We start from the raw sequence: 18,122 nt of genomic DNA, 5'->3' as shown, positions 1-18,122 counted from the left end.
CTACACTTCGTCATCTATCTTAGAACTATTTACGCAAGTGTGTGAACACTTATGTTCATTTATGTGATTATCCCACTATTAGTCTTAAAACAACTAAAAGGTAATTTCTATACTATTTCAATAGAAATTACCTTTTTACTTATCTAAATATTTATAAGATCAATGTTTTAAGATTGTTGCTCTAATACTTCTTCGACTTCATTTTTAATAGTTGTAACATGTGGCCCATAGACAATTTGAGCGCCATTACCACGAATTATGACTCCCTTAGCATCTGTAGCCATTAAGGTATCTTTATTTAATAATGAGCCATCTTTTAAAGTTACTCTAAGTCTAGTAGCACAGCAGTCTACTTCTTCAATATTAGTAGCTCCACCTAAACCTTTAATAATGGTATCAGCACGTTCAGTAACTTCAACACTTTCAACTTGTGCTTTATCTTCTCGTCCAGGGGTTTTGAAATTAAATTTAACAATTAAAAATCTAAAAATAATGTAATATAAGCAGAACCAGACGATTCCGATTGGTATAACCCATAAGTAATTCGTTTTTGAATTACCTTGCAGTACACCGAATAGTATATAGTCTATGAATCCTCCACTAAATGTTTGTCCCACAGTAATATTAAATATGCCTGCCATCATAAATGCTAAACCATCTAAAAAAGCATGAATTAAATATAACACGGGTGCAACAAATAAAAATGAAAATTCTAATGGTTCAGTTATACCTGTTAAGAAAGAAGTCAATGCTGCTGATAGCATTAACCCACCAACAACCTTTTTATGTTCTGGTTTAGCAGTGTGATAGATAGCTAATGCTGCACCACATAGTCCAAACATCATTGTTATAAATCGACCAGACATATATCTAGATATACCAGAGAAATAATGTGTGACGCTCGGATCGCCTAATTGAGCTAAAAAGATATTTTGTGTACCTCGTACCATATGTCCATTTACTTCTAATGAACCACCAAGTCCTGTTTGCCAAAATGGCAAGTAAAAAATATGGTGTAAACCGAATGGACCCAGTAAACGTAATATAAATCCAAAGAAGAAGGTTCCAATAGCTCCAGTCTTTTCAACTAATCCACCAGCATTAAAGATCCAACTTTGTACTGTTGGCCAAACAAAGAACATTATTACCCCTAAGAAAATTGAACTAACCGCTGTAATAATTGGAACAAAACGAGATCCACTAAAGAATCCTAAATAAGCAGGTAACTCTATTTTATTGAATTTATTATGTAAATAGGCTGTTAGAATTCCTGTTACGATACCGCCAAATACGCCCGTTTCAATGGTTTGGATACCTAATACCATACTTTGACCTTTTTGAGCTAATTCAGTTGTTTTAGCTAAATCGTCTGTAATTTGTAACATTCCATTCATAGTCGCGTTCATAATTAAAAAACCGATTAGTGCAGCTAAACCTGCTGTGCCCTTATCACTACGTGCTAATCCTATAGCTACACCAATAGCAAATATTACTGGTAAGTTCTGAAAGACAATATTTCCGGCTGAAGACATAAGCGTAAAAATATTTTGCAATAGTGTAATATCTAAAAATGGATATGCTTTAACAGTATTAGGGTTGCTCAACGCTCCTCCAATTCCAAGCAATAGGCCTACTGCGGGTAAAATAGCAATTGGTAGCATAAATGATTTCCCAAATTGTTGTGCTTTCTCAAATAGCTTATTCATTTAAATTATCTCCCTTAAAATATAATAACTTCAATTCGCATGACAACGCTTTCTTAAATAGAAATATAATACTAAAGAAAATTTTAATCAATATTATAATTAAAAATGAAAAATATTTTCATAATTATGTCCATACTTTATACAAATATTTAAATTTACAAACAATATACTCTTTAAACAATGTTATAAGACAGCTAATTAAAACTACCTAAAAAAACTACCAACAAAGTTAAAACTTTGTTGGCAGTATCTATTTTCATAATTCATTTATTAAGAGTAAATTAATACTTGAGTGATTAGCATGCCACCACCGAAGATGAATACGAAGGCAACGACTGGCCATACGAATTTCAACCAATGAGAGTACTTCATGTCTAACATTTGTAATGTTGCCATAATCAATCCTGTTGGTGCTAAGAAGAGCATTGCATATTGACCAAATTGATATGCTGTAACAATTACAAATCTAGGAATTCCTACTGTATCAGCAAGTGGTGCAAAGATTGGCATTGCGAGTACTGCTAATCCAGAAGATGATGGAATAATGAAACCTAGGAAGAAGAAGATAATCAACAATATTACAATGAAGATTGGTCCACTTACACCCTGTACAAGTGATGAACTGAAGTTCAAGATTGTATCTGAGATTAAGCCATCATTCATAATCATATTGATACCACGTGCTAAGCCAATGATAAGTGATACCCCTACCAAGCTTGATGCCCCTTCAACAAATGCATCGACGACGACTTTCTCGCCGAGTCCATCTTTACCTAATGCAACCATTAGCATGATTACAATCGTAAATGCTAGGAACATTGAGGCCATGATTGGGAACCACCAACCTTGTGTCATAACGCCCCACACCATGATTGGGAATGGTAGAATGAATAAAATTAAAATGATTTTTTTGCGTAATGTAAATGGTTTTTCAGCACCATCATCATTAATAACTGACCATTGTTTTTCGAATTTAGCTTTATCTTCATAAGTATATGATGCTTTTGGATCTTTTTTGATTTTTTTAGCGTACCAGTATAAATAACCTACTGTGAATATTGTAGCTACGATTAAGCCCGCGATTCTCCAGTATAAACCGTCAACGAATGTTGTACCCGCTGCATTTGATGCGATAACAACTGAGAATGGGTTAACAGTTGAGAATGTACTACCCACAGAGCTCGCAAGGAAGATTGCCCCAACACATATAATTGAGTCATATCCCATTGCAATAAAGATTGGAACAAGTATTGGATAAAACGCTACCGCTTCTTCTTCAATACCACAAAGCGTACCGCCTAATACCATTAATACAGATACCATGAATACAAGTAAGAATTCATGACCTTTTGTTTTTTTAGTCAGTGCTAAGAGTCCTGATTCGAATGAACCACTCTTTTGTACAACACCAATCAGTCCACCTAATACGAGAATAAATACCATTACGTCTACGGCTTCAATCGTACCGTTGACCATACTTGATGTAATTTGGTCTGGTCCAGCAGGATTTTGATCTAATCGTTCATATGTTCCAGGAATTGAGATAGGTTTATTGATGGCACCTGATTTAAATTGGTCTACATCAATTTTTACACCTAATTTATCTAATTGCTCTTGTGTTCCAGGGACTGTTTTTGATTTATTATGCGCATCAACAATTTTGAATTCTTGCGCACCGCCATCATATGATAACTTAGAATAAGCACCAGCTGGTATGATCCACGTTGCCATAACCGCAATTACAGTTAAAATAAATAAAATTGTAAATGCGCCGGGCATCTTAAGCGAGAATCGTTTTTTCCGTCCTTTGCTTGTGCTGTTAGTTACGTCATTAGTATGTGTCATGCGTTTCAACCCCTTCAAGTATTTTTATCTATGAGAATGCTTACACATTTAAAACTTATACTTTGTTGAAATATGTCAAATAAGTGACTTTGTGAAAAAATTATCAATTTCTTTTTCCACTATTAGTGTATGTCTAATGCAATTTACAATCAATATGAATATATATAAAAGCGTAAATATTTTAGATAAATTCATAATTATTTCACACAACTTTACCAATAATTTCTCGAAATTCGCTTGCTATTTTTGGCAAAATGTGCAAGCGCTTTCTTTTTCGATTCACCTTTTCATAATTGAAATACACAAGTCAGAGTCAACATTCCTCATAGATCTATTAAATTCGTTTATAATCATAAAAAACTGAGAAAAGCTTGCTATAAGCACTTTCTCAGTTTAGTTTGTGCTACATTACGTGTGCAATGTAACTTACAATATAAGTTTGTATTTAATGTTTTGTGTGTTGTCGTTTGCGGCGACCTAACCAAATCAATGTGCCACCCGCTATCACTAATAGCATGGTTATCGGTAACCATGATTTCTTAACTATTTCCCCAGTATTAGGTAAAGATAAATTACCATCATCATCAAATAAGCCACTTAACAAGCCATCATCGTTTCCTAAATGTCCTAAAGATAACCCTTGTACTGGATTAGGAATGTCTTCAATATTATCTAAAAGACGACCGCCTGAATTAAGGCCATTTAATAGACTGCCACCAGTTAATCCATCTAATACATGAGACCCTTGGTTAAGAAGGTTTGAGTTAGATGTAGGGTGATTTGAAGTACCATTAATACGGTCAAGTAATGATGGTCTTTGTGTAATCGGTGCTAAGATATAGTTTAAGTTCTTTTTGGCATTGTCGAGTTGATTTTGTAGTTGAAGTAAATCGCTCGCAGTACTATTTAATGCATTCTTCACTAAATCTAACGTGTTTGCTTTACCTGTTTGCGCTCTAGCAATGATATCTGCCAATGCTTTTGCTTGTGACTGATTTAACTTTGTCGCTAACAACGTTTCAATCGTTTGTTTACGGTCCGATGATTTTTCGAGAACATCTTTCAGAATATCATCTGCAGTCACTGTTCGTTGTGCATTGATTTCTTGTTTCACTTTATTGACTAATTCTGAATTAGACAGTTGTGCTTTAGCAAGTCGCTTCGCAATTTGTGATGCCTCACTATTGCCTAAACGCGTTGAAAGTAATGTTTTAATTAACGCTTCTTTATCTGGTGCTTGGTCAAACATGGATGCTAAGATGTCATCGCTTGTCGTCGTTTTCAAACGATCTAGCTGTTTCATCACTTGATCAGTAATTTGCTTATCTGATTGACCTTTAGTATTAATCTCTTTGGTTATATGTTGTGCCTCATTTTTACTAAAGACACTTCCGATGATTTGGTCAACTGTTGCTCGTTTATCTTTCGATTGTTCTAGGCGATCTAGAATTGTATCTCTATTTGCTTTAACATCTTGTCGAACGTTTGTTATATCATTTTCAACATTTTGTTTCTGTTTAGTTGTCAAATTTTGGTTTTGTTTTACTTGTTGTTCGAGTTGTCTTAATTGCTCAAGTTTACGATTACTATATCGCTCAGTTGTATTGTCTTGTGCACCTTCTACTTTTGAAATAGCTTGGTCAATTTTTTGAGTAGCTGATAACTTATCATTCAATGCGTTAAGAGCATCATTTTCTGAATGATTCGTGTTTGCGTGATGATTTGTGACATCCTCTTTATCCATATGTTTAACATCATTTATAACACGTCCATCCGAATGAGATTGTGCCGTATTCTCTGAAGAAGATGCTGCTGATTGGGTATCTCGCGTCGTAGATTCTATATCTTTTTCAGTATCTTCCACTGATGTATGCTGATTGTCTTTAACTGATTCGACATCATTTTTCACATCGTCTAATTTATCTAAGACGGATGTATCATCACTTTCTTTTTCTAAATGGTTTGAATCTCCAGACGTTGATGATTGATTACTACTTAACTGTTCATGATCATTAATTGTTTCTTCTGACTCCAAATCATCATTTTGTTGACGAGTATCAACCTTTTCAGATAAAGCATTTAAATCTGTGATGATTTTATCTAATTCATCTAATTGATTTTCTTCATTTACCAACGAATGTTTAGACGTTGAAGGTGTTTCGTTGTTATCCGCTTCTTCAGTACTTGCTTCATCAGATATATGATTTTCTGCTTGTGCATCCCTTACAATTTGATCTATTTCAAATTGGTTACGTGCATCTTCAATATCTTGTTTATAGCTTTTAATTTCGTTCGTTTTTAAGTGTTTTAAACGATCAATTTTCTTCTTCGCTTTATCTATCGCTAAATCAAGTTGGCCTTGAACCGTTTTCACTTCACTTGAAGCGTTGTTAGCATGGTCATTTGATTGCGCAAAGCTATCCTTTGTAAATCCATATCCTACGAATGTTCCACTCATTAACAATACTGAACATGACACTTTTAAGTACGAACTGAATTTAGAATGTTGTTTATGCTTATCCACGCATGTCACCCTTTTTTATTAATATTCCACTACATTATATAACATTTATTTTAAAACTTATACTTCTGTTTATTGAAATCTAATACAAGCTTTTCTTTTTTGACTAATCACAAATGTTTATAATTTAATACGTTTCGTGTTAATGCTACTCATATCTGTGACCTTAACAGAATATTGATACGCATTCGTTAAATCTATAAGCGATAAGAATTTATTATGACCTGCACCTGTATCAATATCTAATATATTTTTCTTTTGATATAACTCATCATTTTTAAGACCATAGCGATAATTAGGGATATGACCATGGATCAAGTATTTATTTTTAGGGATGTTTCTATTTAAATTGTGATTATAATGCCCCGTTGTGTATTCTTTGATTTGTTTATTTAAAGGCTTTGACGTATCAATGCCAGCATGCGCAAATATGTAATCATCGATAACCTCAATCGTAGACAATTCTCTTAAAAACTTATGCCATCGTTTAATTTTTTTATCTTTACTTTCCAACCAACGCATCTCATGGTTTCCAGCTAACGCGCGTGCACCTCGACGTTTTAACCGTTTCACTAACTTTAAAGTACCAAATGAGTCAGGACCATTATTAACATAATCTCCCATTAAAACCAGTTGATCTTTTCTAGCATTAAAATTTACTGCTTTTAAAAGAGAGACAAGCGCTTTCCGATGTCCATGAATATCAGAAACCACCAGTATCCTTTCTTTCATATGCTTTCTCTCCTAACCTACTACTAAATGCATACTAATATAAAACCACTGTTTAACTAACTTTAAACAAATTATTAACGTGTCCTCAAAATTCTTTATTTATTATAGGAAATAGTATAAACAAAATATATATTTTGGGGAATCAATTTATGAATACAAAGCAATTACACATTTTTAAACATTTCGTTGAAGCACAAAATGAAAACGCCGTCGCTGAAAAGCTCGGCATCACACAACCAACAGTAACATTTCATTTAAAAAACTTAAGTAAAGAATGCGGTTTACCACTCTATTTCAAGAAAGGTAAACATTTCAACCTGACTGAAGCCGGAGAATTACTTTATCGAAATGCGACTAAAATGATTAATTTAATTGAAGAAACAACAGATATGATGGATGATTTTAAGCAATCTAAACGAGGTACATTGAGAGTGGGAGCTAGTCATGCACCGATTTATAGTATTTTGCCCTCAACCTTTAAAAACTATATGCATGAACATCCAAATATAGACATTAACTTAATGGTAGATACCGCACCAGTCATTATTGATCAAGTCAAAAACCGTAAAATTGATATTGCTGTCATAGCCGAAAAAGGGTTTAACGAAAGTGAACTACAAGTTAAACGTCTTCACGACAACCCATTAGTACTTGCTATGGATAAACGTCACCCGCTAGCTCAACATAATCAATGTACGATTGAGGATATTAATAACTATCGTTTCATTATACATAACGGTGGTTCAACTCGAGACAGTATTAATGAATGGCGAAAAAAGAACTTTATCAACTTAGATGTCCATATGGAAACAAATAGTATTAGCAGTATTCTAGCAACGATTAAAGATTCCAATTACTTAAGTTTAGTAAGTGAAAATGCCATTCGTCATCATCCTAATATTATTAGTAAACAATTGCCTAACGCCCCAACGACAAGTTATATATCACTCGTTTATCGTAATGATAGACATCTGACTACAATCATTCAAGACTTTATTACGTTAATATATAACACTAAATAACTTTCATATACCTTAGCAATCACGTTGATTAGACTTTTGTTAACGTGATTGCTTTTTTATATACGTACTATTCCGATGACGATGTTCCTTGATGACTCATTCATTCAATTTAAATACTTATAGTTTGAAAAATCAGTTTATTATTATATTTATAAAATATTAAGATAGTATAAAGTTTGTTAATAAATATTCTAAAAAATAATAACAATTTTACATCATATTAATAAATTGCTATAAAAATATGTGTTCACATAATATAATAGATTTGAATGAAAGATATTCATATTAATCAATTTGCTATTTTGTATATTATTGATTAGGAGGCAATGTTAATGCTCGTTCTTTCCATCATCTTATTACTCCTAGGTCTTATTCTAATCGGTATTAGTCGATTTGTTGCATACCAGCGTGACATTGATCTTAGAGAAAAAATTTATATTCCAGGCGTTATTTTCGTATTAATTGGCGCATTACTTCTCCTGTTTGATTTAATAAAATAACCACAACTTAATACATACACCCTATCATCATCAGGTACACCAGCTTCAAACGGTTACCTGTTTTTTTATTATCCCCATGAAATCATGCTATTTTCACCAACATTTCTTCCAAAGTGTTGCATTTTCCAACGTCATAAAACTTTTAATGGTACCGAACAAGGATATAACTTGTTACATTATCAAATGTAACATTTTAAGTAAGCTTAATTTACGATGGCGATGTAACATCCTTGCTCACAATTCATCAACACACTATCTACATGTTAAGCAAATAAAATCATAATGAAATAGGGGGAAATGTCTTGGCAAAGCTATTATATAAATTAGGAAAATTTATAGCTAAAAACAAATGGCTAAGTGTCATAGGATGGCTTGTCATTCTAGGTGTCATTATTACGCCTTTAATGATCAACTCACCTAAGTTTGATAGTGACATTACTATGAACGGCCTTAAGTCATTAGACACAAACGACAAAATCAGTAAAGAATTTCATCAGGATAGTGAAAAAGCCTCGATGAAAATTGTCTTTCATTCTAATAAGAATGATGGATTGAATAATAAAGATACGAAGAAAGATATTGAAGATGCACTAGATAACATCAGACAAAATGATGATTACATCCAAAACATCTCAAATCCATACGACACTGGACAAGTTAACGATGAAGGTGACACTGCGATTGCTAACGTAAGTTACGTCGTTCCACAAACTGGATTAAAAGATTCATCTAAACATATCATCGATAAAGAATTAAAAGATGTAACAGATAACCATAATGTTCAAATCGAGAAAACACAAGGTGGCGCTATGAATGCCGAACCTGGTGGTACATCTGAAATTGTTGGTATCGTCGTAGCATTTGTAATTTTACTTATTACATTTGGTTCACTGATTGCAGCGGGTATGCCAATTATTAGTGCAATCATCGGCTTAGGTTCAAGTGTTGGTATCATTGCGTTATTAACCTATATCTTTGATATTCCAAACTTCACACTTACACTAGCCGTAATGATTGGTTTAGCTGTTGGTATTGACTACTCACTCTTTATTCTATTCAGATTTAAAGAACTTAAGAAAAAAGGTGTCGATACTGTAGAAGCTATTGCAACTGCAGTTGGCACAGCAGGTAGTGCAGTCATATTTGCTGGTCTTACCGTTATGATTGCTGTTTGTGGATTATCACTTGTAGGCATTGATTTCTTAGCGGTAATGGGATTCGCTTCAGCAATTAGTGTATTATTCGCAGTATTAGCAGCATTAACATTATTACCTGCACTGATTAGTATCTTCCATAAGAGCATTAAAATTAAAGATAAACCATCTAAAAGTAAAGATCCTAAAGATCACCCTTGGGCAAAATTTATTGTAGGCAAACCAGTTATTGCAGTGATTGTGAGTTTAATTATTTTAATTTTAGCTGCGATTCCAGTCAGTGGCATGCGTTTAGGTATTCCTGATGACAGCTTAAAACCAACGGATTCATCAGAGTATAAAGCTTATAAATTGATCTCAGATAACTTTGGTGAAGGTTATAACGGACAAATCGTTATGTTAGTTAATACAAAAGATGGTGGCAGTAAAAACACTATCGAACGTGACTTAAATAATATGCGTAGCGATTTAGAAGATATCGACAATGTAGATACCGTGTCAAAAGCGCAATTGACTGACAATAACAATTACGCACTATTCACAATTATTCCTGAAAAAGGACCTAACGCTCAGTCTACAGAAAATCTTGTATACGACTTACGTGATTATCACAGTCAAGCTCAAGAAAAATATGACTATAGTACAGAAATTTCAGGACAAAGCGTCATTAATATCGATATGTCCGAAAAATTAAATAACGCTATTCCAGTATTCGCTGGCGTTATTGTTGTATTAGCATTCTTCTTATTAATGATTGTATTCCGTTCAATCTTAGTTCCGTTAAAAGCAGTACTAGGATTCATCCTATCATTAATGGCTACATTAGGTTTCACAACATTAGTTATTCAAAATGGCTTTATGGGTGGCTTATTCGGAATTGAAAATACAGGACCATTACTTGCATTCCTTCCAGTGATCACAATTGGCTTGTTATTCGGACTTGCCATCGACTACGAGTTATTCTTAATGACACGTGTCCATGAAGAATACAGCAAGACGGGTGACAATGACCATTCAATTCGCGTCGGTATTAAAGAAAGTGGACCTGTTATCGTAGCAGCAGCACTCATCATGTTCAGTGTGTTCATTGCATTCGTCTTCCAAGATGATAGTGCAATCAAATCAATGGGTATCGCACTTGGATTTGGTGTCTTATTCGACGCATTTGTCGTACGTATGACATTGATTCCTGCGTTAACAAAACTGTTTGGCAAAGCTTCATGGTACCTACCTAAATGGTTAGGTTCAGTATTGCCAAATATTGATGTAGAAGGTAAAGCTTTAGAAGAAGATCAACATCAAGATGCATCTTCTGAAAAAAGTCATGACAATGATAGACATGGTGAATACGCTAGCCCAGACAAACAAGATCATCGTTATCAAAATGGTAGCCGCCACGATAATCACAACTATAATGATGAAGATTATAATCGTTCTGTACATTTAGGTCATCATCACGACAACCGCACGCACCAACATCATTACTATGATAACCAATATGATGATATTGATTATGCGTCACTTTACACGCAAAATGGCGATTATAGTCAGCATGATAAATACAATGATCGTGCGCGTCGCGATCGAGACAAATACGATAGACATGATGAAAATCGTTACAACAATGATGAACCATACAACGATCGTCATCATGAGCACAATTCAAATTTCGATAAAACAACTCATCTTTATAAAGAATTAACTGATAGCAATATCGATCAAGATGTATTATTTAAAGCGCTTATGTTATACGCTCGTGAAAATAATAAAGGTGTTTACGATAGATATAACCGACCATCTGAGCATCGTCACGATGACGAATATAGAGACTAATGATTACAAAGGAGGAAACACGTTATGTTAAAACGACGTAGTTCGAAAGTGATAGGACTACTAGCCACACTTGCCTTAGCCATAGTGCTAAGTGCTTGTGGTAATAGTGGTAGCGGTAGTGGTTCATCTGACGATAGTCAAACATCGCTTGGTAATAAAGAAATCGAAATACCCTATATCGCGAGTGATAATTCCACACCACGTTCACTAGTGATAGCAGAAGTATTGAAAAAAGCAGGTTATGATGTAACGACTACACCTGTAACAGCAAGCGGTCCATTATATGCTGCTGTCTCAGAGAACGCTGATTCATTCCATGCATCAGGTATCTTCCCTACTACTGATAAAAGTTATTACGATAAATTCAAAAGTAAGTTAACTATTTATGATGACAAACACTTAATTGATAACGCAACAGTAGGCTTAGCAGTGCCTAAATATGTACAAGACATTGATTCAATTAGTGACTTAAAAGATAGTGATTTCGGTAAATCTGTAGATTGGACAATTCAAGGCACAGATGCACGTAATGGTGTGATGAAAGAAACGAAAGATGAACTTGATAGTGACAATCTTGATAAATATAGCTTGAAAGAAAGCTCTGACCAAGAACAATTCAAAAAAATTCAATCCGCTTATAAACAACAAAAACCAATTGTCTTCACAGCAATGGAACCAAGTTGGTTCTCTAAAGAGTTAGACGTTAAAATGTTGAAAGATCCCGACAACATTTACGGTAATAACAATCAACATATTGATTTAGTATTCAACAAAGACTTTGAAGAAGCACATCCTGCTGCATATACAATTGCAACACGTATCGCAGATGACTGGAGTAAATCTGATGAAGAAAAATTAGCTAAACAAATCTTTGTTAATAATAAAAATCCAGAACAAGTTGCTAAAGACTACGTGGACGACAATGATAATAAAGTGGATGAATGGTTAGACGGTATTGAAACGAACTAATCAGAGCGTTGAGAAGCATTAAATCAAAGGGGTACACTTGTTTAATCAACCATATAAATATATTAAAGCTACATTCTATAGTCGTAGTAGCTGACTGAATTGAGAGGTACTTAAATCAAGTATTACTCAGTTCTAATCATCCTTGTGGGGAAGTGATATTGAACTCAGTATCACTTCCCCTTTTTATATTTAATCTCTTATAATAATAAGCGTATGACGCGCGTTATTTACTCTTTTTTTATACCTATTTTAAACGTGCTATCAGTTGCAATGTTTGGAAAAATCAAGATTATTGTGATAAATTACTCTTATTACGTCAGGCTATCTGACAAGATTAAAGATATAGGAGCATCAGATAATGCCGTCAGCAAATCAAAAACGTATGATTAAACATATTCATGAAACTGTGTTTGTACTGTTACATGATTATCACTTTGATGAAATCACTGTTCAAAAAATTTGCGATATTGCAGAGATTAACCGTAGTACGTTCTACAGATACTTTCAAGATAAATACGATTTACTCTACACCCTACCTGATTTCATTACTCAACAAATTATAGCTAAAGGTGACACGTCAGCCGATATTACAACACCAGAGTCGTTTGAAGATTTTATATACTTTATTGGCAATAATAAAAAGATTTTCAAGCATTTATTAGTATCATCACGTCAAGCTGATGTATTTAGAAGCTTAATCAATGTGAGTCGTGATATGATGTTAAACCCCTCAAATCACAAAGATGATCTACTCACTCAAAAGATTAGAGAAAGTAAACATCCTGAAATTGTGGCGGATTTTTATAGTAGTGGCGTAATAGAAGTGCTACGCCGTTGGGTCGAAAATGACTACAATTACAATGTTGAAGAAGTGTTTGAAACATTAAACAACGTGCTTGAAACATCTCTAAATTGCCATAATAAATAAAAGCAATCTCACACAAATCAGGCGTGAGATTGCTTTTTAATTGATTACTTCCGTTTTCTATCTCCTGTTGTTTTATAAACCATAAAGATACTATTAGCAACGATTAATAGTGCTAGTATGACCATTGGCCAAACACCTATATTAACCACATTGAATACAATAAGTATTATCATCAAAATAAGATTTATTGCATTTGAAATCAACAATGATCTATCCACTAAAATCACCTCTTACTATGTTATCCCCTGTTCTATTCAATTTAATTACAATTTTACGTCTACGTTTGAAAGTTTTGTTTTTTCACAAATTGATTACCTGCTAATTATGCTGTGCCGATAAGACGAGTAAGCAACATCGAACTTATTTAGTTTGAAATTGAAATAAAGTGAGCGGTTACTCAATGTTACCTTACTTCATTCTTCCTACGTGGCAGGCATAAAGCAATTATGATAGCTATAATGCCAATGACGGCAATGATATTAAACTGGATTGTAAAGCTTGAAATCGCATTTAACACAATACTTAAAATTGGTGCAATCGCTGTACCTAAAAATAAAATAAATGTATTAACTGATAAAAAGAAGCCTTGGTTACCATTCACGGTTAACCCTACTTTAGAAATCGTTGATGGGATTGCGAAGGCAATGCCACTTACAAATAGCACACTCCAAAAAATGAGTAATACGATATTCGTTGTCATAGACATCAAGATAAGCGAACCTGTGCTCACAATGAGTGCACCTAAGATAAGATTTTTAACGCCAATGCGGTCGCTAATACGCCCCGCTACAAGTGACAGTAGCATACCTATAATACCGAACAATTTAGCGTTAATCGCAGTCGTTTCATTTCCACCAATCGTATCGGACGTGACGTAATTGTTAAACACTGTATACATACTAATAAACATCGTTAATAAAGTTAGCGACACACCATAACATAGTAGCACTGCTTTATTTGTCTTAAAGTCACTAAAATTATTAAAGAATTTAAGTAATTGAATGTTTGGATTTTTCACTGGGCTTTCAGGAATTTGTTTAAGAATAACGAAAGCTAGGATAATATAAAGCACCGTTAACGTAAAATAAACCATGTGCCAATTAGAAAAGCCAACGATAATTTCACTTAAGTTTTGACCAATAATCCCGGATAGCATAAAACTTGTACTAATAAAGCTGATTGCGGTCATACGTTTGACTGGCGCGTAGGTTTCTGTGACATATGTGATAGATATGGGTGAAAAGGTAGCGGCAAATATGCCTTGTATGGCTCTTAAAATAACAAGTATCGTGAAAGAATGTACAAATCCTATAACTAAGCAAATAAGCACTAACCCACTAATACCAAATAATATAGTGCGAATACGTCCATATTTTTCTGAAATAGTACCATAAAACAAACAACTCACTGAGTATGTAATGGAAAATGCAACACCGTTTAACGTTGCAATTGATTGTGGAATTTTAAAGTCTTTCGCAAATTCTGCCGTTAACGGGATAGCAGTATACAAACTGCTCATAACGATAATTCCAGCAATAAAAAATATGGTTGTTATTTTGTTATAATTCATTGGTTTTTGGATAGACATTTTGCTTCTCCCTTCTTCAATGTTTTCTACAACATTTCTATTATGACACTTTCGACTACTTTTCAAAAGACCACTTAAAATTGACGAAATACTTTTAAAGTTCATGCATTTTATAAATTTATACATCACCCTTTTCAAAAACAAAAAATCTCTAATTCGAAACATTTCTATTGACTATTCATGAAATAAGGGCTACAATTCTAGTATAAATTTTATACCAACGGAGGTGACGTGTTGAAAATAGAATTAGGTTTGACTTCATTTGCAGACAATGGTGATATGGTGATGCCTGATGGTACACAACCCGCCGTGTCAAATGCGCAAAGAATTCGCGATATTGTTGAAGAAATTGAATTAGCAGATCAATTAGGTTTAGATATATATGGATTAGGAGAACATCATCGTCCTGATTATGCTGTATCAGATCCAGTCACTGTGCTTGCTGCTGCAGCATCGCGTACGAAGCATATTAAATTATCTTCAGCAGTAACTGTGTTATCATCAGATGACCCAGTACGTGTGTATCAACGCTATGCGACATTAGATGCTGTATCTAATGGGCGTGCTGAAATTATGATTGGTCGAGGGTCATTCATCGAATCTTTTCCATTATTCGGTTATAATTTAAATGACTACGAAGATTTATTTAATGAGAAATTGCAACTGTTATTACAGATTAACGAACATGAAGTCGTAAGTTGGGAAGGTAAGTTACGTCCAAGTTTCGACCCAACAGGTATATATCCTCGTGTCGAGCATGGTAAATTACCTATTTCCATTGCAACTGGTGGCACACCTGAATCCTCATTAAGAGCAGGTGCCTTTGGATTGCCGATTACGTATGCGATTATTGGTGGTAATCCTAGACGATTTACACGTAATATTGAGATTTATAAATCCGTTGCAGAATCATACGGTCATAATCCAGATGAATTATCTGTATCGGTGCACTCATGGGGCTACATCGCCGAAACTGATGAAGAAGCTAAGAAAGAATTCTTCCCTTCTTTGAAAGCACATCATGACATTTTAGGTCGTGAACGTGGTTGGCCTAGCTTTGATGAAAATATGTTGGAACGAGAAATAGGAAGTCACGGCGCAATCTACCTGGGTAGTCCTGAAACGGTTGCCCAAAAGATTATTGATACTGTGGAAACCTTAGGTCTTAACCGTTTCATGATTCATACACCTGTAGGCTCAATGCCTCATGCGTATGTAATGAAATCAATCCGTCTATTTGGCGAACGCGTTAAACCTATTGTTGATAAATACTTTGAAAACAAATAAAAAGGAGATTTTTAAATTATGATTTTACGTTATGCTGCAAACTTAAAACTTGCTAAAGAATTATACACTGCTTCAAAACCTAAATTAAAAGGTGACCAAGAAATGAAAGATACATTCCAAAATGTATTTGGTTTACCAGAAAGTTCAGTTAAATTAGCTGGTACTGTAGAAGCTGCTGCTGCTGCTTTTTATGCTGCAAGTTTCTTAAACAAAAACTTATCACGTTTAGGTTCAATCGCTACTTTCGGTGTATTAGGCGTTGCTGCTTACAAACACTTTGAAGCTGGCCATGGTAAAGAAGGCGCTCAACACGCTTTAGACTTATTAGGCTTAGCTGCTTTAAGTTTCGCTGATACTTTCGATTGCGATAACAAATAATATCATTTAACTATATAATGCGAGAGCAAGGCGTGCGATGATAATCATCACACGCCTTGCTCTTTTATTGATCACTTTTCAAAAATTCTGGGAAAGTTTGTGGTTTATCATGAACAAGTTGTTCAAAGTCATCTGAATGTTGGTCAAGTAAACCTCTTGCGCCCGCATCGTACATTGACGCTAGCAATGCGCCAAATCCTTTCGGTTCATCGTACATTTCTGCAACTGTGTCAAAAGAAACAGGATCGTACGCAATCTTAGTCCCTGATGCTTCAGAAAGTATTGCTGCTAACTCTGTCATAGAATAACTATAACCTGATAGTAAATATCTCTGTCCAAACTTATCCGGTTGTTGTAATAACGCGACAATTCCTCTGGCAATATCGTCCCTTGAAATATAATTAATACGCCCTTCTCCTACTGGATAAATTAATTTATGCATTTTTGCAAGTTCTGGTAAATAAGGTTTCAACGGATCCATATACATCGCCATTCTGACATACGTATAATGTAAGCCACTAGAGGCTAGCAAACGCTCCGCATAGCCAAAGTATGGACTCATATGAAATGGATTATTATGTTGATCTGCATAATAACCAATAAACATGATGTGTGAAACGTTGGCTTCTTGAGCTGCACTAACTAAATTCTCGACTTCTGGAAGTCGTTTAAATGATGGATGAATGATACTTGGAATAAACACAACTGTATCAATACCTTTAAATGCCTCAACCATACTTTCTTTATTAAAATAATCTAACTCTCGAACATTAACTTTATCTTTCCAATGCGCTGGCATTTTATCTGGATTTCGTATACCAATATTGAAATCAGATAACTGTTCTTTAATGGCATGTTCCGTTATAAGTGAACCAAGATGGCCTGTTGCCCCAGTGAGTAAAATAGTCATATTTACCGCTTCTTTCTCTTTATATTTAAATAATCCTTATTTTATTATATTTCCTATAGTTATGATATTGCCTAAATAAGCTTTGTTATGCATAACCTTTTCCGAAAAATATTGAAGGACGCTATAGAATTTAATATTTTGAGCAAACTTGATCGTAGTTAAAGATATTTTTGCAACATCTCACGACTAATATGACAATATGAGATATCCTCTGGATGTTTATCGAGTCGGTCTTGATGTTCATCCGCACTTGGAACATAGTTATTTAAAGGTAATACTTCCACAGCAATACGCGACTTATCAGGTCGACTAGAAATGAAGTTTCGTGCTTCTTCAAGATGTTCCGCCTTCTCACTATATATCCCTGTACGATATTTTGGTCCTTCATCTACACCTTGTTTATTAATACTATACGGATCTATAATTTCGAAAAGGTAATTCATTAAATCAGTAATGGTTAATACCATAGGGTCAAACGTCGTTTTAACACATTCTGCATAACCGTCATATGTGTCACTCCGTTGCGGGGAGGTCCCATTTGCACGTCCCGCTTCGGTTGTTAAGACACCCGGCAATGTTTTAATAAATGCTTGAACACCCCACAAACATCCACCTGCAATATAAACTGTTTCCATCTCTAGCACCTCGTTTCTAATCTTAATTATAAAAAAATAGAAGGAACTTTGTTATCGTTTCCTTCTATTCCATCAAATTATTGGCTCTACGTCAAATCGGACTGATGAGTCCAA

At 34.4% G+C, this 18,122-nt stretch carries 15 protein-coding genes; 7 read left to right on the top strand and 8 right to left on the bottom strand.

Going from position 1 to position 18,122, the window contains the following annotated elements; all coding sequences use genetic code 11:
* Positions 1–167: 167 nt before the first annotated feature.
* The 4 genes from HMPREF3239_RS07255 to HMPREF3239_RS07240 all read right to left on the bottom strand — a co-directional run bounded on the left by HMPREF3239_RS07255 (position 168) and on the right by HMPREF3239_RS07240 (position 6,804).
* The gene (locus HMPREF3239_RS07255) at positions 168–1,706 is read right to left on the bottom strand and encodes a PTS transporter subunit EIIC (RefSeq protein WP_070855187.1); all 1,539 of its coding nucleotides are present in this window, start codon (positions 1,704–1,706) and stop codon (positions 168–170) included.
* Between the two features lie 270 nt (positions 1,707–1,976).
* The gene (locus HMPREF3239_RS07250) at positions 1,977–3,551 is read right to left on the bottom strand and encodes a YfcC family protein (RefSeq protein WP_053029023.1); all 1,575 of its coding nucleotides are present in this window, start codon (positions 3,549–3,551) and stop codon (positions 1,977–1,979) included.
* 445 nt (positions 3,552–3,996) lie between these two features.
* Positions 3,997–6,075, bottom strand: a complete 2,079-nt coding sequence (locus HMPREF3239_RS07245; RefSeq protein ID WP_070855186.1) for an LPXTG cell wall anchor domain-containing protein — start codon at positions 6,073–6,075, stop codon at positions 3,997–3,999.
* A 117-nt stretch (positions 6,076–6,192) separates the two neighbouring features.
* Positions 6,193–6,804: a metallophosphoesterase gene (locus HMPREF3239_RS07240; RefSeq protein ID WP_053029025.1), complete on the bottom strand. Its 612-nt coding sequence runs from the start codon at positions 6,802–6,804 to the stop codon at positions 6,193–6,195.
* Between the two features lie 149 nt (positions 6,805–6,953).
* Here HMPREF3239_RS07240 and HMPREF3239_RS07235 point away from each other — a divergent pair, with 149 nt between their 5' ends.
* The 5 genes from HMPREF3239_RS07235 (at position 6,954) to HMPREF3239_RS07220 (ending at position 13,210) form a co-directional block, all read left to right on the top strand.
* Complete coding sequence (locus tag HMPREF3239_RS07235) at positions 6,954–7,826, top strand: LysR family transcriptional regulator (RefSeq protein ID WP_070855185.1); 873 nt, start codon at positions 6,954–6,956, stop codon at positions 7,824–7,826.
* A 332-nt stretch (positions 7,827–8,158) separates the two neighbouring features.
* A complete protein-coding gene (locus tag HMPREF3239_RS12475; protein WP_174841335.1) occupies positions 8,159–8,326 on the top strand; it encodes a hypothetical protein in 168 nt (55 codons plus the stop codon).
* Between the two features lie 302 nt (positions 8,327–8,628).
* Positions 8,629–11,313 (top strand): MMPL family transporter, encoded by a 2,685-nt coding sequence (locus HMPREF3239_RS07230; RefSeq protein WP_070855184.1) that lies wholly within the window; start codon positions 8,629–8,631, stop codon positions 11,311–11,313.
* Positions 11,314–11,337: 24 nt separating this feature from the next.
* Positions 11,338–12,282: a glycine betaine ABC transporter substrate-binding protein gene (locus HMPREF3239_RS07225; RefSeq protein ID WP_070855183.1), complete on the top strand. Its 945-nt coding sequence runs from the start codon at positions 11,338–11,340 to the stop codon at positions 12,280–12,282.
* 358 nt (positions 12,283–12,640) lie between these two features.
* A complete protein-coding gene (locus HMPREF3239_RS07220) occupies positions 12,641–13,210 on the top strand; it encodes a TetR/AcrR family transcriptional regulator (RefSeq protein WP_070855182.1) in 570 nt (189 codons plus the stop codon).
* 44 nt (positions 13,211–13,254) lie between these two features.
* On the opposite strand, the gene HMPREF3239_RS12470 is transcribed toward HMPREF3239_RS07220, so the two are convergent.
* The gene (locus tag HMPREF3239_RS12470) at positions 13,255–13,428 is read right to left on the bottom strand and encodes a hypothetical protein (RefSeq protein ID WP_176747957.1); all 174 of its coding nucleotides are present in this window, start codon (positions 13,426–13,428) and stop codon (positions 13,255–13,257) included.
* A gap of 185 nt (positions 13,429–13,613) precedes the next feature.
* Positions 13,614–14,792, bottom strand: coding sequence for an MFS transporter (locus HMPREF3239_RS07215; protein WP_176747960.1), 1,179 nt, complete (start codon positions 14,790–14,792; stop codon positions 13,614–13,616).
* A gap of 240 nt (positions 14,793–15,032) precedes the next feature.
* Between HMPREF3239_RS07215 and HMPREF3239_RS07210 the strand changes: the two genes are divergently transcribed.
* Complete coding sequence (locus HMPREF3239_RS07210; protein ID WP_070855180.1) at positions 15,033–16,085, top strand: LLM class flavin-dependent oxidoreductase; 1,053 nt, start codon at positions 15,033–15,035, stop codon at positions 16,083–16,085.
* 18 nt (positions 16,086–16,103) lie between these two features.
* Positions 16,104–16,463 carry a DoxX family protein gene (locus HMPREF3239_RS07205; RefSeq protein ID WP_037538195.1) on the top strand — a complete coding sequence of 120 codons (360 nt, stop codon included), beginning with the start codon at positions 16,104–16,106 and terminating at the stop codon, positions 16,461–16,463.
* Positions 16,464–16,527: 64 nt separating this feature from the next.
* On the opposite strand, the gene HMPREF3239_RS07200 is transcribed toward HMPREF3239_RS07205, so the two are convergent.
* Together HMPREF3239_RS07200 and HMPREF3239_RS07195 are read right to left on the bottom strand one after the other, a co-directional pair.
* Entirely contained in the window at positions 16,528–17,373 is an 846-nt protein-coding gene (locus tag HMPREF3239_RS07200) for an SDR family oxidoreductase (protein ID WP_070855179.1), read from the bottom strand.
* A 158-nt stretch (positions 17,374–17,531) separates the two neighbouring features.
* The gene (locus HMPREF3239_RS07195; protein ID WP_070855178.1) at positions 17,532–18,008 is read right to left on the bottom strand and encodes a peptide-methionine (S)-S-oxide reductase; all 477 of its coding nucleotides are present in this window, start codon (positions 18,006–18,008) and stop codon (positions 17,532–17,534) included.
* Positions 18,009–18,122 lie beyond the last annotated feature (114 nt).

The sequence above is a fragment of the Staphylococcus sp. HMSC34C02 genome, assembly GCF_001838705.1.
Classification (GTDB): Bacteria; Bacillota; Bacilli; order Staphylococcales; family Staphylococcaceae; genus Staphylococcus; species Staphylococcus borealis.
The sequence above is the reverse complement of the archived record's forward strand: the minus strand, read 5'-3'. Positions and strand labels throughout refer to the sequence as shown.

Coding starts and splice junctions, on each gene's coding strand:
- HMPREF3239_RS07255 (WP_070855187.1), bottom strand. CDS start 1,706: ATGAATAAGCTATTTGAGAAAGCACAACAATTTGGGAAATCATTTATG.
- HMPREF3239_RS07250 (WP_053029023.1), bottom strand. CDS start 3,551: ATGACACATACTAATGACGTAACTAACAGCACAAGCAAAGGACGGAAA.
- HMPREF3239_RS07240 (WP_053029025.1), bottom strand. CDS start 6,804: ATGAAAGAAAGGATACTGGTGGTTTCTGATATTCATGGACATCGGAAA.
- HMPREF3239_RS07235 (WP_070855185.1), top strand. CDS start 6,954: ATGAATACAAAGCAATTACACATTTTTAAACATTTCGTTGAAGCACAA.
- HMPREF3239_RS12475 (WP_174841335.1), top strand. CDS start 8,159: ATGCTCGTTCTTTCCATCATCTTATTACTCCTAGGTCTTATTCTAATC.
- HMPREF3239_RS07225 (WP_070855183.1), top strand. CDS start 11,338: ATGTTAAAACGACGTAGTTCGAAAGTGATAGGACTACTAGCCACACTT.
- HMPREF3239_RS07220 (WP_070855182.1), top strand. CDS start 12,641: ATGCCGTCAGCAAATCAAAAACGTATGATTAAACATATTCATGAAACT.
- HMPREF3239_RS07205 (WP_037538195.1), top strand. CDS start 16,104: ATGATTTTACGTTATGCTGCAAACTTAAAACTTGCTAAAGAATTATAC.
- HMPREF3239_RS07200 (WP_070855179.1), bottom strand. CDS start 17,373: ATGACTATTTTACTCACTGGGGCAACAGGCCATCTTGGTTCACTTATA.
- HMPREF3239_RS07195 (WP_070855178.1), bottom strand. CDS start 18,008: ATGGAAACAGTTTATATTGCAGGTGGATGTTTGTGGGGTGTTCAAGCA.